The sequence below is a fragment of the Streptococcus parasanguinis genome, assembly GCF_000963275.1.
Lineage (GTDB): Bacteria > Bacillota > Bacilli > Lactobacillales > Streptococcaceae > Streptococcus > Streptococcus parasanguinis_B.
Window position 1 is genome coordinate 1,213,423 of sequence record NZ_JYOW01000001.1, and the last position, 20,849, is coordinate 1,234,271.

At 40.0% G+C, this 20,849-nt stretch carries 22 protein-coding genes and 1 pseudogene; 2 read left to right on the forward strand and 21 right to left on the reverse strand.

Going from position 1 to position 20,849, the window contains the following annotated elements; genetic code table 11:
• Window positions 1-63: 63 nt before the first annotated feature.
• The 6 genes and pseudogenes from TZ97_RS11080 to TZ97_RS05990 all read right to left on the reverse strand — a co-directional run.
• Window positions 64-817, reverse strand: a pseudogene (locus TZ97_RS11080) (DNA translocase FtsK); the annotation flags it as partial.
• A gap of 100 nt (window positions 818-917) precedes the next feature.
• Window positions 918-1,460, reverse strand: coding sequence for a hypothetical protein (locus tag TZ97_RS05970; RefSeq protein ID WP_045759729.1), 543 nt, complete (start codon window positions 1,458-1,460; stop codon window positions 918-920).
• 100 nt (window positions 1,461-1,560) lie between these two features.
• Window positions 1,561-2,064: a hypothetical protein gene (locus TZ97_RS05975; RefSeq protein WP_045759730.1), complete on the reverse strand. Its 504-nt coding sequence runs from the start codon at window positions 2,062-2,064 to the stop codon at window positions 1,561-1,563.
• Window positions 2,057-2,932 carry a hypothetical protein gene (locus TZ97_RS05980; RefSeq protein ID WP_235287903.1) on the reverse strand — a complete coding sequence of 292 codons (876 nt, stop codon included), beginning with the start codon at window positions 2,930-2,932 and terminating at the stop codon, window positions 2,057-2,059. Before TZ97_RS05980 ends, TZ97_RS05975 begins: the two co-directional genes overlap by 8 nt.
• Before the next feature lie 61 nt (window positions 2,933-2,993).
• On the reverse strand, window positions 2,994-4,256 hold the full coding sequence (locus TZ97_RS05985; protein WP_045759731.1) for a hypothetical protein: 1,263 nt from the start codon (window positions 4,254-4,256) through the stop codon (window positions 2,994-2,996).
• 125 nt (window positions 4,257-4,381) lie between these two features.
• Window positions 4,382-5,431 carry a hypothetical protein gene (locus TZ97_RS05990; RefSeq protein ID WP_080934875.1) on the reverse strand — a complete coding sequence of 350 codons (1,050 nt, stop codon included), beginning with the start codon at window positions 5,429-5,431 and terminating at the stop codon, window positions 4,382-4,384.
• Between the two features lie 222 nt (window positions 5,432-5,653).
• Between TZ97_RS05990 and TZ97_RS05995 the strand changes: the two genes are divergently transcribed.
• Window positions 5,654-6,499 carry a peptidylprolyl isomerase gene (locus TZ97_RS05995; protein WP_045759732.1) on the forward strand — a complete coding sequence of 282 codons (846 nt, stop codon included), beginning with the start codon at window positions 5,654-5,656 and terminating at the stop codon, window positions 6,497-6,499.
• Between the two features lie 311 nt (window positions 6,500-6,810).
• Here TZ97_RS05995 and TZ97_RS06000 read toward each other — a convergent pair whose 3' ends face one another.
• The 8 genes from TZ97_RS06000 to tmk form a co-directional block, all read right to left on the reverse strand.
• On the reverse strand, window positions 6,811-8,352 hold the full coding sequence (locus TZ97_RS06000; RefSeq protein WP_045759733.1) for an ABC-F family ATP-binding cassette domain-containing protein: 1,542 nt from the start codon (window positions 8,350-8,352) through the stop codon (window positions 6,811-6,813).
• 363 nt (window positions 8,353-8,715) lie between these two features.
• On the reverse strand, window positions 8,716-9,069 hold the full coding sequence (locus tag TZ97_RS06005) for an arsenate reductase family protein (protein ID WP_045760208.1): 354 nt from the start codon (window positions 9,067-9,069) through the stop codon (window positions 8,716-8,718).
• Window positions 9,070-9,074: 5 nt separating this feature from the next.
• Window positions 9,075-9,566 carry a methylated-DNA--[protein]-cysteine S-methyltransferase gene (locus tag TZ97_RS06010; protein ID WP_045759734.1) on the reverse strand — a complete coding sequence of 164 codons (492 nt, stop codon included), beginning with the start codon at window positions 9,564-9,566 and terminating at the stop codon, window positions 9,075-9,077.
• Complete coding sequence (locus TZ97_RS06015) at window positions 9,550-10,131, reverse strand: GNAT family N-acetyltransferase (RefSeq protein ID WP_045759735.1); 582 nt, start codon at window positions 10,129-10,131, stop codon at window positions 9,550-9,552. Before TZ97_RS06015 ends, TZ97_RS06010 begins: the two co-directional genes overlap by 17 nt.
• Before the next feature lie 17 nt (window positions 10,132-10,148).
• Window positions 10,149-11,006 carry a 16S rRNA (cytidine(1402)-2'-O)-methyltransferase gene (rsmI, locus tag TZ97_RS06020; RefSeq protein ID WP_045759736.1) on the reverse strand — a complete coding sequence of 286 codons (858 nt, stop codon included), beginning with the start codon at window positions 11,004-11,006 and terminating at the stop codon, window positions 10,149-10,151.
• A 2-nt stretch (window positions 11,007-11,008) separates the two neighbouring features.
• The gene (yabA, locus tag TZ97_RS06025; protein ID WP_014713697.1) at window positions 11,009-11,329 is read right to left on the reverse strand and encodes a DNA replication initiation control protein YabA; all 321 of its coding nucleotides are present in this window, start codon (window positions 11,327-11,329) and stop codon (window positions 11,009-11,011) included.
• A gap of 9 nt (window positions 11,330-11,338) precedes the next feature.
• Window positions 11,339-12,232: a DNA polymerase III subunit delta' gene (locus TZ97_RS06030; RefSeq protein ID WP_045759737.1), complete on the reverse strand. Its 894-nt coding sequence runs from the start codon at window positions 12,230-12,232 to the stop codon at window positions 11,339-11,341.
• Window positions 12,229-12,867 (reverse strand): dTMP kinase, encoded by a 639-nt coding sequence (tmk, locus tag TZ97_RS06035; protein ID WP_045759738.1) that lies wholly within the window; start codon window positions 12,865-12,867, stop codon window positions 12,229-12,231. The genes TZ97_RS06030 and tmk overlap by 4 nt, the downstream gene beginning before the upstream one ends.
• Before the next feature lie 149 nt (window positions 12,868-13,016).
• Here tmk and TZ97_RS06040 point away from each other — a divergent pair, with 149 nt between their 5' ends.
• Window positions 13,017-13,904 carry a YitT family protein gene (locus TZ97_RS06040; RefSeq protein ID WP_045759739.1) on the forward strand — a complete coding sequence of 296 codons (888 nt, stop codon included), beginning with the start codon at window positions 13,017-13,019 and terminating at the stop codon, window positions 13,902-13,904.
• Between the two features lie 41 nt (window positions 13,905-13,945).
• Here the strand turns inward: TZ97_RS06040 and TZ97_RS06045 are convergent, their stop codons facing one another.
• The 7 genes from TZ97_RS06045 to TZ97_RS06075 form a co-directional block, all read right to left on the reverse strand.
• Window positions 13,946-14,602 (reverse strand): CBS domain-containing protein, encoded by a 657-nt coding sequence (locus TZ97_RS06045; protein ID WP_045759740.1) that lies wholly within the window; start codon window positions 14,600-14,602, stop codon window positions 13,946-13,948.
• A gap of 149 nt (window positions 14,603-14,751) precedes the next feature.
• Entirely contained in the window at window positions 14,752-15,990 is a 1,239-nt protein-coding gene (locus TZ97_RS06050) for an MFS transporter (protein ID WP_045759741.1), read from the reverse strand.
• Between the two features lie 214 nt (window positions 15,991-16,204).
• Window positions 16,205-17,047 (reverse strand): Rgg/GadR/MutR family transcriptional regulator, encoded by an 843-nt coding sequence (locus TZ97_RS06055; protein ID WP_235287905.1) that lies wholly within the window; start codon window positions 17,045-17,047, stop codon window positions 16,205-16,207.
• Window positions 17,048-17,519: 472 nt separating this feature from the next.
• Window positions 17,520-18,230 carry an ABC transporter ATP-binding protein gene (locus TZ97_RS06060; RefSeq protein WP_003008277.1) on the reverse strand — a complete coding sequence of 237 codons (711 nt, stop codon included), beginning with the start codon at window positions 18,228-18,230 and terminating at the stop codon, window positions 17,520-17,522.
• Window positions 18,230-18,994 carry an ABC transporter ATP-binding protein gene (locus tag TZ97_RS06065; protein WP_003005595.1) on the reverse strand — a complete coding sequence of 255 codons (765 nt, stop codon included), beginning with the start codon at window positions 18,992-18,994 and terminating at the stop codon, window positions 18,230-18,232. Before TZ97_RS06065 ends, TZ97_RS06060 begins: the two co-directional genes overlap by 1 nt.
• Window positions 18,994-19,941 carry a branched-chain amino acid ABC transporter permease gene (locus tag TZ97_RS06070; RefSeq protein WP_003008278.1) on the reverse strand — a complete coding sequence of 316 codons (948 nt, stop codon included), beginning with the start codon at window positions 19,939-19,941 and terminating at the stop codon, window positions 18,994-18,996. Before TZ97_RS06070 ends, TZ97_RS06065 begins: the two co-directional genes overlap by 1 nt.
• A 3-nt stretch (window positions 19,942-19,944) precedes the next feature.
• The gene (locus TZ97_RS06075) at window positions 19,945-20,814 is read right to left on the reverse strand and encodes a branched-chain amino acid ABC transporter permease (protein ID WP_045759743.1); all 870 of its coding nucleotides are present in this window, start codon (window positions 20,812-20,814) and stop codon (window positions 19,945-19,947) included.
• Window positions 20,815-20,849: the final 35 nt, after the last annotated feature.

Here is a 20,849-nt window from a genome sequence, read left to right on the forward strand (position 1 = left end):
TTTCTGGTGTTGCTGGTGCAACAATCTCGGCTTCTGGGAAGGACTCTGTAAACGGATCTTCCGCCAATACCTCTCCCGTTTCAGGATCTACAGGGTGCCCTTCCATAGAAAGGGGAGTTGGAAGAACAGCTCTTGCTTCTTCTTGCTCTCTTTCAGCTGCAGCAGCTTCCTCGGCAACTCTTGCTTCTTTTTCAAGGAATTTCTGTTCGCGACGCTCTTTGCGTTTTTCCATAGAGGCATGGAAGGCTTCCGATCCCTTTTCAAACAAATCATAGATGGAGTAAGGACTCATCAAGAGAATCCCCAATCCAATAAAGAGAAGGCCAATAAAATAAGAGCCAATATTTGAAAAGAGGAAGGAAATCGGAGCATAAAGAAGGGCACCGATCATACCACCACCGGCAAAGCTCTCCACCCGCAGATGAATCAGGTCTGCCATGATTCTTGAAAAGGTGACCTTGATCCCATTATTGTCTAAATGAAGGGAGGATACAAAGAAGGCCTGAAACATCAAGAGAAGTCCAGCAAAGAAGCTTAGGAATCCTGAAATAACCCCTTCGTGTTTGTCCAGCCATTTAAAGGCATAAAGGTAGAAAAAGGTCGCTAAAATAGCCAAGTAAGCCAAACTCCCAACAAAGAGTCGGATCAAATTGTAGGCTAAGACCCCTACTGCCCCCAATTTCAAGGCCGCAAAAATTAAGACCAGACTAATCAGAATGGTCGCAATCATGCGATGAATTGCTTTTTTTCTTTCTAATTCTGCTTTGGACAGTCGTCTTGTCGACCGTGTTTTTTTTGATTGATTATTGTTTGCCATAACCTTTATTATATCACAATTCCAAGCCAGTTCTCTAGTAAAATCATTTCCTCAATTTTGCAGTATAAAGTAAAAAACAGCACCAAGTAGGCACTGTTACTTATAGATTTTTCTTTGGGTGACGGTCAATGATGGCTTGATAGTCTTTCAGCGCTTGCTTTCCTTTGTCCGTCAACTGATAACCCCTAATTGTGAACTGCTCCGCCAATTCTTCCTCCGTAAAATGGTCAGCCAAAGCTTGGTTCAAATCGGCCGCTTTCATCTTGGACAAACCCGTGACTCCCTTCATTTTGAGAATGGCTTTTTTCATGGTCGCATTGATATGGTCCAGCGAATCAAAAGCGGATTCGATATAAACATAGCCCTTCTCCACTAAAGTCTTCAAGTGTTCCGACGCATGAATTCCATAAGTATATTCGAAGTACTTAGGAAACCAAGTCTCTGTCGTAAAGGTTCCAAAATGGATCCGCCACAAGAGAATGATATCCCCTGCAAGCAAGCCATCTCGAAGGAGCTCCATATTTCGTTTGGGAACAGGTTTTGAATCTAACAACCAAGCTTCCAAATCTCTTTCAGGCGAAATATAGGGTTTCACCTCGTGATCAGTGTAAAATATTTCCATTACATCTGAAATAGTCGTCATAAGTCTCTCCTATCTATCATTGACTGTATCATAACAAAATAAAAAGAACCTGTCGATCAAGAAAGCTTCCTGATGACAGGTGCCGAATGTAAAATGGATTTCACTCAGATTTTTTATCATTCGGTGTGATAGTATCTAGAACTTGGTTGACTTTTTGTTCTCTTTCCAAGTCATGATCCGTTTGAATCATATCGATTTGATCTTTTAAATTTGTCTGCGGAACTTGTGGTTTGAATGACGAGGAAAATCCTACTCCAATCACCAGTAGACTCGCTCCAAGGACGCAAAGTCTTTTGACATGCCAGGCCATTGGCAAGGGAATTTTTGCTCGAATCCCTGATTTCTTGACCCAATCCGGATGGTCTCGCATGACACGATTAGCTGCCATCAGAGGCATCAGGTAGCCAAAGAGCGCAATAACCGTTGTCAACCCAATAACCCGAAAACGATTCTGATTGGACGGAGAAACATGATTCACTTCCATCAAGACCATTCCCACAATCACTAAAAAAATGACCAGCAATAGTCCCAAAGATCTCCATAAACCTTCTCTACGGTAGCATTTCAATTCATCAAATGACATCTGGTTAAAATTCTTATTCATTCTCCAATAACTCCTTGTGTTTTTTCAGGTATTGTTTGCCATACCATTCTTCCAGCGACTTTCCTTCGAACTCGCGATATTCTTCTGAATATTTATTTCGGTAGTAACCATACAGTGAATGGGGCAAAAGTAATATAAAATACATACCCAAAAATATCACATTCATTAGAAATAGCATACCAATCACTGATACTACACCTACAATATCGGTTCTAACTTCTCCGATTTGTGGAAAAAAGAATTTTAAAACCATCCAAATTGCAACAATTCCTCCAGCAAATCCTGTAACTAATTGAATTTGTTTAGATTGAGAACCATTATCAGTTTGTTTTTCATATAATCGAGTTCGAATTGAAGATATTCTTTTTCGAATAATCATCCCATCAATGATTCCAATTAGAGAATAAATTACAAGTAAACCAGGAATGGTTAAAGTTCTCCCAAAAGCACTAATAAAGAATAAATTAACAAACAATATCATCCATATTATATACAAGTTTCCATTTAGAATGCTAACATATGGAACTTTTGCAGTGTATTGTTTTCTACAATTGACTTTACTTATGGCATACCACAAAAAACCGCACAAGAAAAATAACCAGAATGGTAAAAAATTGATGCCCCAAGTTTTCACAGTCATGCCATTCTGTGGATATGCAATATTTGAATCGGTTATTGCAGATAGTCCAAACAGGAACAAAATCCCCATAAATGAAAATAGTTTTCTCGCAATACTAAATGGCTTTGTGTAGATTTTTCGACTATTTGTGTCCTTGACCATATAATCGATAAAGCCATCATGACGTAAACGACGACTTTCATAAAAATTGGCTTTAAAGATTGATTTCTTCAATTTTTTTGAATCCATTTTTTATTTTTTCCCTCAGACTTCTAGGTATACTTTTTAGCTTACGCCATTTTAACACTTTTTAATGTTTTTCAACTCTGACCGTTCCTTTTTCGTATCCGGAATACATCGGACTGTACCGACTCACGTAAGTACGAATATCATGTGAAGAGTCAGACTGCTCGAAAAGCGACAGAGAACCCCATTGTAAAATTCCATCATATTGCTTTCCATCGACGGTCAACTCGATATCTTCTCGATCAAAAGGATAAGTCTTCTCCTCGCCCTTCTCCTTCACTATCACATGATCTCCATCAATCTTGATCCAGGATTCTTTATTAAGCGAGGCAGTTTTTGTCTCCATATTGTCAACCGACAAATAATAGATTCCATTAATTGGCCGATTGGACTCCACCAAGTTCATGATGATCGCTCCGACAAAAAGAATCGGAAAAATCAACAATAACCATTTCCATTTCTTTTTCCCCTTCTTTTTGGGAAGTTCCGCCTCAGGAAGAGGCAGATCAGCTGTTAGAGTCGCAAGTCTCTCAGACTCCAGCTTTGGATCTAGCATAAGAGCAGATAAAGAGTGATCTTCACTCGCTAACCATTGCTTGGCCATCTGGACAAAATACAGACGCTCATCTTCTTGCGCTATCTCTTCAAATAAAGAAACAGCCAGCTCCATATCTCCCTTTAAATAGGTATTTAATCCTTTAAAATAACGATTTTCTAAGCGTTGAAAAGCCTGTGAACCGGTCACATGATCAAAATAATCATTGGGTTGCTGGTCCACAAGGATGTCATAGATGGCCAGTTGCTTCTGAATAACTTCTTCTTTTTCTGCTTCATTCTTGAAGGGAACATAGGTAAACTTCTTCTGAATATCTTCCTTGCTGATGGTTTTTCCTGAAAGTAGGGAAGATTTTACGAAAATTCCCAAGAGGGATGAACGATCAGTCCTAGCTATGTTTTGATTTTGTAAAAACTCTATTCGATCGATTGCAGATGAGAAATCTCCAATCATGTAGCAATATATTACACTAGCAAGATGGGCAGCTTTTTTGCTTAAACTAAATCTAGCACGACTTCCAGATTGTGCACATTCATACCAAAAATCGATTCCAGTCGAAGCATTTAAAATCTTAAGACATTCTTTTCCAAACCATCTATTCATCAAAACAAAAAGAAGGAATATAAGACCAAGCACTACTAGCAAGGTATTCGAATAAAAGTCTTGATGATCCGGATACAGACTAGATAAATAGAAATGGCCTACAAATAAACTGATAATCCCAATCCAGAGTATTATGACATATTTTTTTCTTAATTTGCTATAACTCATTTAATGATACCTCTTTTAGTGTTATCTCCCATCATACCGAATTTTCCATCTCTACGCAACTTCCTTCTTAATTAGTGATTTAGACCAAAAAGAAATCACCCTCACGGGTGACGAATGCTAAAAAATTAAGGGGAATATTTCTTTTCCAAAATTTTTAAATAATGTGTTTTCTTGAATTGGCCAGATAATGTTAACACAACAAAGAGATACCACATCAAAAAACTTATAAACAATAACAAAAAACTTCCGAAGGTAAGATATAAGATGGATAATCCTAAAGTGATGAGTCCAAAAACAAGAATCAGCAAATAGGTTTTCAATCCATTCGACTTCTGTACTTGAAAATAATGCTCAGGCATATCGTAAGGAATGACATTCACTGTATACGTCTGCCTTCTGTGTTTCAATTGCCATATAGCGATGACAAGCATCAATCCAAACGATAGCACTAGTGGGATGAGTCCATGAAAGGATACTCGATCCGTTAACAGATAAATGCCATAAAAAAGGACGCCACTCGGGGTAAAGATAATGGGAAATGGAACACTTTTTCCGACATAGAGCTTATTCTCTTTAGGATAATAAAATACTGTTTTTTTGAGATTCCCTTGATCTGCACCGAATTCGACCAAATCGCGTAAAGGGAATTGTTGCCGATCCTTCGACGCTAACACAATCTGTTCAAAATCCACTTCCATAGTTTCCTGCTCAAGAGCTTTATTTGCTTCTACCTGGGCTTGAAGATGCTCTTGATAATACTTCAGTAATTCCTTATTTTTCCGTTTGGTACCAAGGAATTTAAGTGTAACTGAACGATCAGAAGTCCCATTGCCTATGACTTTTCCTTCCACATAAATTGGATAATTGGTGATCCCTCGAGACGTATTCTTTTCTCCCAAACGGACCACAATGGTGAATGGGTCTAGGCGATAGCGCTTGAAATTGCGATCGACCACTATTTCTGAGTTCCTAATCTCTATTCTTCCCATCGATGAAAAAGCAATCCAGCCAACTGTCACTAGAAGAAAACAAGCAGCCAATAAGGCTATTAGGTTTTCAAAAAAATTATCTTCAATCAGTAATTGGATGATCGCGATGAGCATCGACACTACTAAAAAGATCAAAAAATACAGTGAACTTCTCGAGTAAATATAAAATTTACGTGGTTGTTTCATTTATGATATTCTTCCTCTATAAAAAATCTATTTCACAACTCTAAAAGCACTTTCCATCATACCGAATTTTCCATCTATACGCAACTTACTTCTTAATTAGTGATTTATCAAATGTTATCGGTCTTGAAACAACCTCAGAAAATAGAGAATCCCGTCCAGATTTGAAAGTATCGCAAAATTAAGGTACAATAGAGAAAGACAATTATGTTGGAAAGGAAGAATATGAAAAAATTAATCGCACTACTATTATTTTCCGGCTTGGCTTTGACAGCTTGTTCGTCTAATAAGACTGACGCTAACTCTTCAAGCTCAAGCAAAGAAAAGACAGAGCAGACAGCAACTTCTAGCTCTAGTGAAAAAGATCAAAAGAAAATTGAACAAGAACAAAAGAAATTAGAACAACTGCGCAAAGATTTTAACGATGCCATGACCAATGAAAATGCTGTCTTCCCACAGCTCTCAAATGAAGTGGCTGAAGACGAAGCGGAGGTTAAAATCACTACGACTGAAGGCGATATCACTGTGAAGCTTTTCCCTAAATATGCGCCCCTTGCAGTTGAAAACTTCTTGACCCACGCAAAAGAAGGCTACTACAATGGCTTGCTTTTCCACCGTGTTATTAACAACTTTATGATCCAAACTGGGGATCCTAAGGGAGATGGTACTGGTGGTGAATCCATCTGGAAGGGCAAAGACAAATCCAAAGATTCAGGTACTGGTTTTGAGAATGAGTATTCTCCATACCTTTACAACCTTCGTGGAGCCCTAGCCATGGCCAATTCTGGTCCAAATACCAATGGTAGTCAATTCTATATCAACCAAAATAAGGAAGATATTTCTAGCAAGCTCCCGACTGACCGCTTCCCAGCTAAGATCATCGATGCTTATAAAAATGGTGGAAATCCAACCCTTGATGGTGGCAACTACACTGTCTTTGGACAAGTCATCGATGGGATGGATGTGGTGGATAAAATTGCATCTGCCGAAACTGATGATAAGGACAAACCAAAAACAGACATCAAGATTGAAAAAATTGAAATCTTAAAAGACTATGATTTCAAGAAATAATGAGAAGAGAACCAAACGGTTCTCTTTTTAAGATATTGATAAATATTTTACATAAAATTAGCTAATAGATTCATTGGTAAATAAAATGAATTCTAATTATTTAAGACATTCATCTACTGAAATTTTCCGCTGTGAGAAAAGTGCCTGAAACAATACAGTTTCAGGCACTCGGAATTATTGAGACCTTAGGCTCAATAATTAGTCATGGAACTTCTTAGAAGTTCGCTGACGTCCGTCCTCACCTAAGGAAAGTTTCTAAGAAGTATGTAACGTCAATCTAAAAAGAGAACCGCACGGTTCTCTTTTTGTGTTTACGTTAATTCATTAAAGTCCCATATTTGGTCCATCCAGCCTTCATAGAAGTCTGGTTCGTGGCAAACCATGAGGATCGATCCCTTGTATTCTTTAAGGGCCCGTTTCAATTCTTCTTTAGCATCCACATCCAAGTGGTTGGTCGGCTCGTCTAGTACCAAGACATTGTTTTCACGGTTCATCAAGAGACAGAAGCGTACCTTGGCTTGCTCCCCACCGGATAGTACCTGAATTTGGCTCTCGATATGCTTGGTCGTCAAGCCACAGCGGGCAAGGGCGGCACGGACCTCTGCTTGGTTGAGAGCCGGAAAGGCATTCCAGACTGCTTCAAGCGGTGTCTGACGATTGCCTCCTTCGACCTCTTGTTCGAAATAGCCAAGTTCTAGGTAATCTCCACGCTCTACTTCTCCAGCGATCGGTGGAATGATTCCCAGCAAGCTCTTCAAGAGGGTGGTTTTTCCAATTCCGTTAGCTCCGATGATGGCTACCTTTTGATTGCGCTCAAACGTTAGGTTCAAAGGTTTGGTCAAAGGACGGTCATACCCAATCTGGAGATCCTTGGCCTGGAAGATAAAGCGTCCCGGAGTACGGGCATTTTTAAAGTCAAAGGAGGGCTTTGGTTTCTCACTTTGCAACTCAATGAGTTCCATCTTGTCCAGCTTCTTCTGACGAGACATAGCCATATTCCGTGTAGCCACACGCGCCTTATTACGGGCTACGAAATCTTTCAAATCAGCAATTTCTTTTTGTTGGCGCTCATAAGCCGCTTCTAATTGCGACTTCTTCATTTCATAGACTTCAAGGAATTGGTAATAGTCTCCTGAATAGCGGGTCAACTGCTGATTTTCCACATGGTAGACGATATTGATCACATCGTTCAAGAATGGAATATCGTGGGAAATGAGGACAAAGGCATTTTCATAATTCTGTAAGTAGCGTTTAAGCCAATCGATGTGCTCTGCATCCAAGTAGTTGGTCGGCTCGTCCAAGAGAAGGATATCTGGTTTTTCAAGGAGCAATTTGGCCAAGAGGACCTTGGTCCGTTGCCCACCTGACAAGGAGGTCACATCCGTGTCCATGCCAAAGTCCATGACCCCAAGAGCACGCGCCACTTCATCGATCTTGGCATCCAAGGTATAAAAATCACGGCTTTCTAGACGCTCTTGGAGTTCTCCAACCTCTTCCATCAAAGCATCGACATCGGCTCCCTCTTCCGCCATGGCCATATAGAGGTCATTGATGCGAGCTTCAGCTGTGAACAACTCATCAAAAGCGGTCCGTAAGACATCGCGAACCGTTTGTCCTTCTTCTAAGACCGAATGCTGGTCCAGATAACCAGCGGTCACATACTTAGACCACTCGACCTTCCCTTCGTCAGGTTGCATCTTACCCGTCACGATGCTCATGAAGGTCGATTTCCCTTCACCATTAGCCCCGACAAGACCGATATGTTCTCCCTTTAGCAAACGGAAGGACACATCCTCAAAAATCGCACGGTCCCCAAAACCGTGACTCAAATTTTTCACTTCTAAAATACTCATGCTTAACTCTCTTTCGTAGATTTCACTCGTATGATTATATCATCTTCAACTCAAAATGAAAAGGGAGTCCAACTCCCTTTAGAATATATAAAAATAAATTATAAGTAAGATAGGTTACGCGATTTTGTCAAGAAATCAAAATAAGTTCTAACTTATGAATTTCATAAAGAATATACCGAAACTTTCCGCCGTGAGAAAAGTGCTAGAAACATTATTGTGTCTAGCACTCGGGAGTTTTGAGACCTTAGGCTCAAAACTAAGTCATGGAACTTCTTTGAAGTTCGCTGACGTCCGTACTCACCTAAGGAAAGCTTCTGGCATACTTTTATTATAGATCTGAAGAAAATCCAACTCCCTTTTCTTTTACAAATCTAAGTCTGCGTATGGTTTCCTGTAGCCCACTTGAACCACTTTTCCGTCTTTGACAAGTAGGGGGCGCTTGATCAGCATACCGTCGCTAGCCAAAAGATCCGCTGCTTCTTTCACTGTCAGTTGATCTACCTTATCTTTCAAACCGAGTTCCCGGTATTTCATCCCGCTGGTATTAAAGAAAGACTTGATCGGTAGACCAGACGCTGCCATCCAGTCTTTCAATTCTTTGCTAGTAGGTGTTTCGGTTACAATATTTTGGCTCTGAAACTCACATTGGAGACCATCCAATTCTGATTTAGCCTTTCGACAAGTCGAACATTTTGGGTATTCAATAAAGGTATACATCGATTTCATTTCTCCTTCCAGGTAATTCCTTCGTGTTGTAAGAGCCAGCGTTTACGATCGAGTCCAGACGCATAGCCTGTCAATTCTCCATTTTTTCCCATCACGCGGTGACAGGGAACTAGGATCGACAAGGGATTGCGCCCAACTGCTTGTCCCACGGCCTGAGCAGAACCACAAGAAAGATCCTGGGCAAGCTGCCCATAGGTCTTGGTCTCACCATAGGGGATCTCTCTCAATAACTGCCACACCCGCTCTTGAAAAGCTGTCCCTTGCGGCGCTAGTGGAAAGCTGATCGCAATTGGGGCCCCAACAAAATAATGGTCCAACCACTCCTTCACCTTCTCATGGTAGGGATGGAACTGCTCCAGCGCCCCAAAAGGATCAGGCGAATCTTCTTTCAAATCATAAAAATCAAGCTCTACAAGGCCTTCCTTACTGACAATGATCGAAAGAAGTCCCATAGGGCCCTCATAGAATTGTTTAAGATAGAGTGTCATTGTAAGCCGCTTCTGCTCTTTGGTCCCATCGGTCCTCTTCTGAGACCACTTGGAACAAACTGGTTTCTGCTTTTCGTTTGATCTTTTGATAAGCCAGACGGACGCCATCAATTGGGACCTTTCCACAATAATGGTAGCCTAATTTTTCAAGCAAATGTTGCATGACCAGATTATCTGGGTGGGTATCGCAACGGAAATCCGGCCCTTTTTCTCCTTCGATTAAACCTTGAAGGAAGGTCTGAGCCACCCCTTTGCCAGCAGCTTCTTTAGCCACAGCAACACGGTGAAACGTGATATACATATAGTTGTCATGCTCCCACTTACCATCATAAATCTCATTATAGGCCGCTTCGTTGCCCTTGTGAACGGCTGCATAGGCGACGATTTCCTGATCTTCAACGGCTACATAGCCACGACTTTCTAGAATATCCTCAAAAATGATCTCTTCATCTGGATAACCATCCTGCCACTGATCGACCTGTCTTTGAGCCAGGCTTTCCTTAGCATCTTGGATGATTTCCATAATTCTCTGGATCTCATTGGGATAAGCCATTCTAATTTCCATCCTGCTTTCAACCTTTCCTACTCTTGATGGTAACGAGCATAGAGCTCACTCTTTTGCAGGCCGTATTGTTTGGCGACCTGTTTGATTGCTTGATTCTTCTTCATCCCCTCTTGGACCAAGGTATCGATCTCTTGGATCAAGTCGACCTCTTCTAGGTCTAACTCTTTTTCTTTGGCTCCTTCGACGATCAAGAGGCACTCCCCTTTGAGGGGATTTTCTTCCAGAAATGCGACTAACTCTGAAATGCTACCGCGAGTATATTCTTCGTAGATCTTGGTTAATTCACGAACCAAGACAACCGGACGATCCCCATAGACAGCCAACATATTCTCTAAGGTCGCCTTCACCCGATGAGGCGACTCATAAAAGATCTGTGTCTCCGGATAGGCCACTTTTTCTTGGAAAAAGGCTTTTTGGTGTCCCTCTTTGCGAGGTAGAAATCCATAAAAAATATGAGGTTGAGGGGCTAGGCCGCTGGCAATCAAGCCAGTAATCCCTGCACTTGGGCCAGGAACAGCTACGACAGGAATCTCGCGTTCAATCGCTGCCTTAACCAAATCATGACCAGGATCAGAGATACTTGGGAGTCCTGCATCTGAGACCTGCGCCAAATCTTTTCCAGATTCTAAATGGGCGATCAGATCTGGAATTTTCTCCTGGGCATTATGCTCATGAAAGCTAGTCTGGGGAGTCCTAATCTCAAAATGCTTGAGCAAGAGGCCTGTATTTCTGGTATCCTCAGCTGCGATCAAGTCCACATCCTTTAAGGTCTGGACCATGCGGTAACTCATATCTTCACGATTGCCGATCGGTGTTGGGACTAGATAAAGGACCCCTGTTTTCTTTTCCCCTTTAAAACTTCGTTGGATCTGCATGCTTACTCCCTAAATAACAACTCGTCACAAAACATACACTCTTCATCGTTCTCACGGCGTTGGCCATAGGAATAGGTGCAAATATGAAAGCCGTCGTTGTAGATTCGTTGCAAATTTTCACGACCATGGTGTTGTGACTTTGCGGATGCGGTCTTCTCAACTTCCCCCAAACGCTCTCTCAATTTATCATTTTCTAAGCGAAGAGCTGTATTTTCTTCGATGACTTGTTTCAAATTTTTCTTGATGGCTTCAACTTCAGCCAAGGTGACCAACAAATTCTGAGAAAAGCCGTCTAAAGCATCAAATAATTCTTTTTTATTCATTCTGACTCCTTAACTTTCTAAGCTCAAAACCATATATTCTAGAGCATTTTGAAAAGAAACATTGGCCTTCCACATGGTGCGAGCAAGACTCAATTTTTCCAGCAGCTGCTGGGATCTGCTCAAGCGCAACTGCTCTTCTAAAGACAACCCCATCAAACGAAAGGCCTGGCTTTGTTTTTCCTTATCATCTGCTAAGCTCACCAATCGGGTCACTTCCAAATAGGCGCTATTTAAATTGGAGTGACAACGTTCGATGAACTGATTACAAACTTTCGCCAACTCAAAAAAAGTAGCATTCTTTTTTTGCTGCTCTGCTTCTTCGAGACTAAAACTAAAACGAGCTACTAAATTCGCCTGTGATTTGATCAAACCTTCTTTTTCTAGCAATTCAGTTAGGTAGGCTTGCTTTTTGGGAAAATGGACCTGCTGGGCCCTACTCTTGATGGTCGGTAAAATCAAGTTTTCATCGGATGTCAACAAGAAGAGATAGATCTCACTCTGGGGCTCTTCCATAACCTTTAAGAGAGAATTCGCTGCATTGGTGTGCATCTTGTCCGCATCTTGGACGATAAAGACCTGCCGACTTCCTTCAAATCCGGATTGAGAAAAGTCTTGAACGAGCGAGCGAATACGATCGGTCTTTATGATCTGGTTGACTGGACGCACGATCTTCACATCTGAGAATTCTTCTTCAGCAATCAAGCGACAGGACCGACATTTGCCACAAGGCCAGACTCCTTGCAAGTCTTCGCAAAACTGACTCTGAGCTAGCAAGAGGGCCATCTCAAAACTGGCAAAAGAGCCTGTAAAGAGATAAGCATGACTGAGCTGTTTATGTTCTAGGATCTGGGTGAAGCGCTCCACCAGTTCTGGCTGGAGCTGTTGGATCTCTTCTAGATTCATTTCAATGTCCCCAAGCGATTTTCTAAAACAGCCAAGACAGCCGCAAAGACTGCTTCAAAGGATTGACTGGCATCGATTTTCACGATGCGCTCTGGTTCTTTGTCATACAAGGCCAAATAACCTTGTCTGACTTTTTGGTGAAGCTCCAAGCCTTCCAAATCCAAACGATTGACTTCCCGCTCTTGGTTTTTCTCAATTCGTGCGAGCCCTTCTTCAACATCCAGATCAAAGTAAAGGGTTAGGTCTGGCTTAAGACCATCTGTCGCGAATTGATTGAGCCACTCGATGTCTTCCACACTCAGACCGCGACCATACCCTTGATAAGCCACCGAGCTGTCAATAAAGCGGTCCATCAAGACAACCTTCCCAGCTGCAAGGGCTGGCAAGACACGTTCCACCAAATGCTGCCGGCGACTAGCAATATAGAGCAACAACTCGGTCTTGGCATCCATACTAGTATGGTCTGGATCCAAAATGACTTGGCGGATTTTTTCTGCAATGTCGACACCACCTGGTTCACGGGTTGTAATAAAAGGAATTCCTTTTTCTTCAAGTAGAGGCAAAATGGCTTCTAGGACCGATGATTTTCCCGCTCCTTCTGGACCTTCAAATGAAATTAATGTACCGTTTACCATAGTATCCTCTTTCTGTTTTTCTTCTTTTTATTTTACCAAAAATAAGGGTAAAAATCTTGTATTTTAGGAGAGAAAATTTTTCAAAGTCATTTTCATTTTTTCACTTTTTTGTTACAATATTCTTATAAAGTTTTAGGAGACAACCTATCATGTTTAAATTTAAAGATATTCTGGCTATCATTTTTGGGGCCGGCATTTTTTCGTTTGGGATCTATTTTTTAGTCATTCCCTTTCACTTCTATGAAGGAGGAGCAACAGGGATTACCTTGATTACCTATTACCTCTTCAAAATTCCTGTATCCCTCATGAACTTGCTGATCAATATCCCTCTCTTTGTTCTCGCTTGGAAGCTGCTGGGCAAGAAATCTCTTTATCTGAGCTTACTGGGGACTTTCTCGGTTTCGGCTTGGATGGCTATTTTTGAAGCCATGCCCCTCAGCCACCGCTACCATCACTTCATCTTTGACGCCTTTAAAGGAGATATTCTGCTTGCCTGTATTGCCTCAGGGGTTGTGCTTGGTTTGGGGCTAGGGATCATCTTCAATGCTGGAGGAACCACTGGAGGAACAGATATCCTCGCTCGCATCTTTAATAAATACACTTCCCTCAGTATGGGAAAACTCATGTTGATTGTAGATGCCATTGTTCTGACAACTGTTGTCGTAGTCTTCCAAGATGTCCGTACCGCCATGTATACTCTCTTCTTCATCCTGATTGACACCCTTGTGATCGACTTGATTGGAGAAGGTGGTTTCGCTGGAAAAGGCTTCCTCATCGTTACATCTAAACCAGAAGAAATTGCCCAAAAGGTATCTGACGATCTGGGTCGCGGGATTACCTTTATCCGTGGGATGGGCTATTACAGCCGTAAGGACCTGGATATCGTTTACTGTGTCGTTTCGCGGAATGAGATGAAACAAATGAAAGACATCATCAATCGTATTGATCCATTCGCCTTTATCACTATTTCCGAAGCCCATGAAATTCTCGGCGAAGGCTTCACTTTAGATAAAGAAAAACAACCCATTACCCGTTAATAGAAAAATCAGACTGGATTGTCATCCAGCCTGATTTTTTATTAAATAGCTTTTGCGGTTGTTCGAATGATTTCATCGACTTTCAAACCGTTGGCTTCAAATTTAGTACGGATCCCTTCTAGATCTGTCACCCCATCAATTTGAACTTCGATAACCACACGGTCGTCTTTGGTTGGGATATTGACTGTATTTGCGATGTTATATCCTTCTTCTACAATCAAGTGAATGATTTGTTCTAGAACGCCAACCTTATCTTCTGTCACAAAGCGAACACGAACTCCTTCTTCTCCATAACCGGATACTTCAAGAAAGGCACGGAAAATATCACGGTCTGTGATGACACCGGATACTTGGTCATTGTCCACGACTGGAAGAATTCCCACCTTGTTCTTATACATGAGATAGGTCGCATCTTCTAAGCTAGCAAATTTAGAGACGGTAATGACATTGCGAAGCATGACATCTTTGACCTTGGTCTTGTTCAACAGATAGTTCATCTCGAAAATAGACAAGCTTGTTGCTTTAGATGGACTTGCTTCTGCAATCGTACCTTCTGTCACCAAACCAACCAATTTATCGTTTTCAATGACTGGCAAACGGTGCAAACCTTGTTCGCGCATCAAATCTGCCGCGTGGGCAATTGTAGTATCTGGACTAATGTAAACCACTTTACGTGTCATAAAATCTTTAACAGCCATAACAAGTTCTCCTATGCTTTTATTAGTTTTATTATACTTGATTTTAAGAATGATTTCAAACGCTTTCAGCAGTTTTCTCTTGTTTTCAAAATTTAGAAAAATCAAACACACGTACCTTTTTATGCAACATTTAATCTTGTAAACTAATCTTAGTCACTAGTAACCGATTTATTAGAAGATAAGGAAAGTACAAATACCACAATGGATAATAATAAGAATATACCCCAGGCAAACTGAGAGTTCCACATAGATAAACTTGTAAATAAAATAGTTGCTATTGGCATTGATAATACTGATATAACCTTAAAAAAACTACTAGTTTGTGCAAGAATATCCGGTGGAAGTTTTGCCATTAAGAGACTATTTAATTTGGGATTTACCTTACTACTAAGATACATCATGAATGCCAACACACTAAAGGAAATAATTTCCAAACCATTTATCCAACCACATATTCCTATGACTATTAATAATCCACTATCTATTTGAAGTATTTTAATAAGTGATAGTTTAGAAAAATAATCATTAGGGGTCATTCCACCAATTAGGGCTGAAACAAATAATATTGTTTGAAGTAAAAATACCGACTGAGCAAAAGATAAACCAAAAGGAGTTATTTCTGTAAATTTCAGATTGTACATTATTAAAATAGCACTGCCTAACGAATTTAATCCTAAAATTGAAAAAATCATTAGACCAAAACGTACTTTCTCTTGATATTTAAATATACTTTTACTATTTTTGTAAAGGTTCTTAAGTTGTGAGATAAACCCATTTTCTGGTGAATAATTAACTTCTGGATGTGTCAATTGTCTTTGGATTTTAAGCAATACCATCGATGATAATAAGAAACTTATAGCATTTATCGTAGCTAAAAAGAAGAAATTATTATGAGAAATCGTTAGTAACCAAACTCCCAAAGTTTGACCAGAAATCAAAGTTATTTGACTAATTACTTGATCAAAAGAGTACGCTTCCATCAGCTCTTCTTCGGGAATGTGGGACTGAAACATGGGTAATACTAAGCCTCTTCTGTACTCTGCAATACAATCTGATAGGATGTTAATGAAACATACAATCGAGAAAACTAGCCATGAATTTTCTTTCGATAAGAACGCAACCATAATAAATAATACTGCTTGTATATATCCTAATAATAGCAACCACAATTTCTTATTCTTTGTTTTGTCAGCCTGCATTGCAATAAAAAGAGCACAAATCGTTGGAATATATTGTATAAAACTTGCTACACCAACCGCCAATTTACTATTCGCCATACTTGCTGCAAAAACTACAAAAACAAGATTATAAATAGTTGATCCTAAATCATCGAAGAAACTAGACAAGACCAGATTCCTAAAAAAAATATTTCTTAAAAAAACTTTCATCTGCTATACCTTTCTAGTAGAAACTTGATGTACATAACTTCATTCAAATAAAAAAATATTTTTAAGTTTTTCAGAATTACTTTTTCTTTTATATGAATTAACGAAATATCGAAGTATTTAATTGTTATATCTAAATATAGTTTACTACTAAATTTTAAATATTTAACAGAGTTTCAAATATGAAATATCCTATCTCATACATCTGATCTTTTGCCTAATTTATATGTATCCCAAACTGGTCCAATTTTACCTCTAAAATATTAATCAGTTGACTATCACCAACAACTCGAAGAGACTCTATAAATTGTTTAATTTCCTTTTTAGAATTTTTTGACTTTAAGTAACCATTTACTAATTTTAAAAATTTCAACAACATGATTTCTAGCATATCATATGGGAAAAGAAGCTTTTCTAGCTCGAGTATAAACAATGGAACTTGAGTATCAATTTTTCTTAAAATTAATTCGCCAATTAAATTTATGTACGTTAATTTTAAAGAACTTAAATTGTGTTTAAGAAAATTATAATCTTTAGTCCTTTCCGCAAGCTGATCTCCAAAAAATAATAAATCTTCATCAGAAATTAAAGTCATTGTATTTCCAAATACATATAATTCAAACCATGTCCAAGATTCAATTGAAAATAGATAATCTACCAATACTTTTCTATCTTCTATATTTATTTCATAGTTTTGATCTAATGAATGAATCGCATTTTCAATAATAAACGACTGAATTCTTTGATATTGATCCGTCTCTTCACTCTGTAATACTTCGGTTAATAGATACTCTAATCCTTTAATATCCTGTTTCAAAAATAAAGTGGATATCTTCTTACCTAAAATAATATCTTTAGGTAATTCATAATTATTTAATTTATGGCCAAACTCTTCAAAAGTCATGTGAATTGATTCTATCGCTATTAATAATTTATCAGCACTTAACATTGTTTGCCCATTCTCAAATTTAGACAATTGTGCTATGCTTAATCCTTTTCTAGCAACATCCTTTTGTTTTAAGCCTCTGGCGATTCTTAGTTCCTTATATAATTCACCCAATTGAATTTTTCGATCTATATGCATAACTTATTATCCATTTCAGTCATTAGTAATTACGTTTATTTTACCAAATTAATAAAGGAAATTATATATTTTAAATTATTTTACTAAGAAAAAATCTCAGCCAGTACAAATGAAAAAAGAAAGGCCTTCAGGACCTTTCTTTCGAACATATTCAAACTGTTTTTCCTATAAAATTAGATTAATGTTTCTTCATAATAGAAATTATGCTATTTTTGAATCATTAGGAGTATATAGAAACTTTCCGCCGTGAGAAAAGTGCTTGAAACAAGATTATTTCAAGCACTCGGGAGTTTTGAGACCTTAGGCTCAAAACTAAGTCATGGAACTTCGTAGAAGTTCGCTGACGTCCGTACTCACCTAAGGAAAGTTTCTAAATTATCTTTGTCATCAATCCGAAGAAAGGTCTTCAAGACCTTTCTTTTTAACATTCTAGTGAACTTTAGAAATCTTATCCACCAAGGTAGGCCTTGCGGACTTCTTCTGAGGCTAAGAGTTCTTTTCCTGTTCCGGAAAGAACGACTTTCCCTGTTTCCAAAACATAACCGCGGTCTGCGATAGCAAGAGCCTTGTTGGCATTTTGCTCGATCAAGAGAACCGTTGTCCCTTGTTTTTGGATATCTTGGATGATATCAAAGATTTCTTGGATAAAGATTGGAGCCAATCCCATAGAAGGTTCATCCAGAAGCAAGAGTTTTGGCGTCGACATAAGTGCACGACCCATTGCTAGCATTTGTTGTTCCCCACCAGATAGGGTTGCTGCATCTTGGTTCTTCCGTTCTTCCAAACGTGGGAAACGGGAGAAAACTTTCTTCAAGTTAGCTTGATTTTCTTCTCGATCTTTCTTCAAGAAAGCTCCCATCTCCAAGTTTTCCATAACAGTTAAGCCCGGAAAGACATGACGACCTTCTGGAACTTGAGAGAGTCCTGCTGCTACAATCTTTTGAGCCGGAACCTTTTGAATTTCCTGACCTAAAAACTCGATTTTCCCAGCACTTGGACGCACCAAACCTGAAATGGTACGAAGAATAGATGTTTTCCCAGCACCGTTAGCACCGATAAGAGAGACAACTTCCCCTTCGTTTACCTCGAAACTGACATCACGGACAGCCTGGATCATGCCATAGTGTACAGAAAGATTTTCAACTTTTAACATAGACATTAGGCTTCACCTCCTAGATAGGCTTCGATTACGCGTTTGTTGGTCTTGATTTCATCTGGCGTACCATGGGCAATCAAGCGACCGTATTCCAATACATAAATCCGTTCCGTTACTTCCATAACCAAGCTCATATCGTGCTCAATCAGCATGATCGTAATATTAAATTCTTTTTGAATGCGACGAATCAATTGGGTCAATTCTGCTGTTTCTTGAGGGTTCATCCCTGCAGCAGGTTCATCCAAGAAGAGGATTTTTGGCTCTGTCGCAAGGGCACGAACGATCTCCAAGTGACGTTGTTGTCCGTAAGCTAAGTTTTTGGCCAAGGTATCTGCTTCTTTTTCCAAACCAAAAATCGCTAACAATTCAAGAGCTTTCGCTTTCAAAGCTTCTTCATTCTTGTAATAGCTTGGCAAGCGAAAAAGACTCGCAAAGACATGTGGTTTGTGGTGATTGGCAAAGGCAATCAAAACATTGTCCAAAACGCTCAAATCTTTAAAGAGACGAATATTTTGGAAAGTACGTCCCAGACCACCTGCAGCGATTTTATAAGGTGCTTTACCATTTAGTAGCTGACCATCTAAGGTAATGGTCCCTTCACTTGGTTCATATACCCCTGTTAGGAGGTTGAAGAGGGTTGTTTTCCCGGCACCGTTGGGTCCGATCAAACCAACCAATTCCCCTTCATTGAGTTCCATGGTCACATCCCCAACGGCTGTCAAACCACCAAAGTTTTTTGTTAAATTTTTTACTTCAAGAAGTGCCATTAGTTAGCCTCCTTTTTTGAGAGTAGTTTTTTCAAGCTGAATTCCCATGTTCCAAGAAGACCACCTGGACGGAAGATCATCACGAGAATCAAAGCCAATGAGTAAATGATCATACGGACACTTGAGAAGTCTTGAAGCACCATATTCAAGATACCCAAGACGATGGCTGCTACAACTGTTCCTGACATTGATCCCAAACCACCAAACACGACAATGATCAAGACATTAATGGTATTGGTGAAAGAGTAATCTTTAGGAACAACAGAGCCGATAAAGCCAGCTTGGAGAGATCCAGCAATCGCCGCTGTGATCGCACCAAATACAAAGGCGATGACTTTGACTTTGGTCGTATTGATCCCAACAGATTCTGCTGCGATTTCATCTTCACGGACAGAAAGGGTAGAGCGCCCAATTGGACTGCGTAAGAAGTTAATCGTAAAGATCGTTGTAATGACAACAAAGAGGTAAACCAATTGCCAAGTTGTAAAGGCTGGCAAACCAAGGATACCAGCAGCACCATTTGTTAGAGTACCACCATTGACGATCAAGATCCGGATGATTTCAGAAACCCCAAGTGTCGCAATTGCGAGGTAGTCCCCTTTCAAACGAAGGGTTGGAACCCCAACGATCAAGGCAACGACACCAGCAATCAAAGCACCTAAAACCATCGCACCAAAGAAAGCCCCATAGGTTGGTGATTTGGAACCAAGAATGGCTGCAGAGTAAGCACCAATCGCCATAAATCCGGCATGGCCGAGTGAGAATTGACCTGAGAAACCAACAATGAGGTTCAAGCCAACTGCAAGGATAATATTAATTCCAATTTGTTCTAAAATTTGGATATAGAAGAGGTTGAGCACACCCGCTGCAACCAAGACTTGGATCAAGGCAAAACCTGCGACCAAAAGACCAAGCCAGACTAAATTCACTTTTAAATTTTGTTTCATGGCTTACACCTTCTCTTTCACATTTTTACCGAGGATACCTGCTGGACGGATGAGCAAGATCACAATCAAGATGGCATACACAATGGCATCACGGAAGTCTGAAAGACCGATCGCTGTAGCGAAGGTTTCCAACAAACCGATAACAAATCCACCTAGGGCAGCACCTGGAATGATTCCGATTCCTCCAAGAACGGCTGCGACAAAGGCTTTGATCCCTGGTGTCATCCCCATCAAAGGCTCGATCGAGTTGTAATACAAACCAATCAAGACACCACCAGCACCTGCCAAGGCTGATCCCAAAGCAAAGGTAAAGCTGATCGTACGGTTTACGTTAATCCCCATCAATTGAGCGGCATCACTATCAACAGATACAGCCCGCATGGCTTTCCCCATCTTTGTCTTTTGAATAATAAATTGAAGAGCGACCATCAAGAAAACTGACACTCCCAAGATCATCAACTGAATATTGGAGATTGAAATAGGACCGAAGTTGTAACGAACCGTTTTAATCACTTGCGGGAAGGAACGGGTATTGGCACCGACGAAGAAGACCATCCCATATTCGAGCAAGAAGGAAACCCCGATGGCTGTGATCAAGGCTGCAATCCGAGTCGAATGACGAAGCGGACGATAAGCCAGGTATTCAATTACAACCCCTAAAATAGCTGTCCCAACCATGGCTAGGAGCAAAGCGACAAAGAAGTTCACTTTCAATGAATTTAATAAGAAATATCCCATAAAGGCACCTACCATGTAGATATCCCCATGGGCAAAGTTGATCAATTTGATAATTCCATACACCATGGTATAACCAAGGGCCAAGAGTGCATAGACACTTCCCAAGATTAGACCGTTCACTAATTGCTGGAGCATTTGAACCATCCTTTCTAACAATAAAGAGCGAGGCC

Bases quoted from the DNA above. Each gene is read 5' to 3' on its own strand.
- TZ97_RS05970 (WP_045759729.1), bottom strand. From the start codon at position 1,460: ATGACGACTATTTCAGATGTAATGGAAATATTTTACACTGATCACGAG.
- TZ97_RS05975 (WP_045759730.1), bottom strand. From the start codon at position 2,064: ATGAATAAGAATTTTAACCAGATGTCATTTGATGAATTGAAATGCTAC.
- TZ97_RS05980 (WP_235287903.1), bottom strand. From the start codon at position 2,932: ATGGATTCAAAAAAATTGAAGAAATCAATCTTTAAAGCCAATTTTTAT.
- TZ97_RS05985 (WP_045759731.1), bottom strand. From the start codon at position 4,256: ATGAGTTATAGCAAATTAAGAAAAAAATATGTCATAATACTCTGGATT.
- TZ97_RS05990 (WP_080934875.1), bottom strand. From the start codon at position 5,431: ATGAAACAACCACGTAAATTTTATATTTACTCGAGAAGTTCACTGTAT.
- TZ97_RS05995 (WP_045759732.1), top strand. From the start codon at position 5,654: ATGAAAAAATTAATCGCACTACTATTATTTTCCGGCTTGGCTTTGACA.
- TZ97_RS06000 (WP_045759733.1), bottom strand. From the start codon at position 8,352: ATGAGTATTTTAGAAGTGAAAAATTTGAGTCACGGTTTTGGGGACCGT.
- TZ97_RS06005 (WP_045760208.1), bottom strand. From the start codon at position 9,069: ATGTATACCTTTATTGAATACCCAAAATGTTCGACTTGTCGAAAGGCT.
- TZ97_RS06010 (WP_045759734.1), bottom strand. From the start codon at position 9,566: ATGACACTCTATCTTAAACAATTCTATGAGGGCCCTATGGGACTTCTT.
- TZ97_RS06015 (WP_045759735.1), bottom strand. From the start codon at position 10,131: ATGGAAATTAGAATGGCTTATCCCAATGAGATCCAGAGAATTATGGAA.
- rsmI (WP_045759736.1), bottom strand. From the start codon at position 11,006: ATGCAGATCCAACGAAGTTTTAAAGGGGAAAAGAAAACAGGGGTCCTT.
- yabA (WP_014713697.1), bottom strand. From the start codon at position 11,329: ATGAATAAAAAAGAATTATTTGATGCTTTAGACGGCTTTTCTCAGAAT.
- TZ97_RS06030 (WP_045759737.1), bottom strand. From the start codon at position 12,232: ATGAATCTAGAAGAGATCCAACAGCTCCAGCCAGAACTGGTGGAGCGC.
- tmk (WP_045759738.1), bottom strand. From the start codon at position 12,867: ATGGTAAACGGTACATTAATTTCATTTGAAGGTCCAGAAGGAGCGGGA.
- TZ97_RS06040 (WP_045759739.1), top strand. From the start codon at position 13,017: ATGTTTAAATTTAAAGATATTCTGGCTATCATTTTTGGGGCCGGCATT.
- TZ97_RS06045 (WP_045759740.1), bottom strand. From the start codon at position 14,602: ATGGCTGTTAAAGATTTTATGACACGTAAAGTGGTTTACATTAGTCCA.
- TZ97_RS06050 (WP_045759741.1), bottom strand. From the start codon at position 15,990: ATGAAAGTTTTTTTAAGAAATATTTTTTTTAGGAATCTGGTCTTGTCT.
- TZ97_RS06060 (WP_003008277.1), bottom strand. From the start codon at position 18,230: ATGTCTATGTTAAAAGTTGAAAATCTTTCTGTACACTATGGCATGATC.
- TZ97_RS06065 (WP_003005595.1), bottom strand. From the start codon at position 18,994: ATGGCACTTCTTGAAGTAAAAAATTTAACAAAAAACTTTGGTGGTTTG.
- TZ97_RS06070 (WP_003008278.1), bottom strand. From the start codon at position 19,941: ATGAAACAAAATTTAAAAGTGAATTTAGTCTGGCTTGGTCTTTTGGTC.
- TZ97_RS06075 (WP_045759743.1), bottom strand. From the start codon at position 20,814: ATGCTCCAGCAATTAGTGAACGGTCTAATCTTGGGAAGTGTCTATGCA.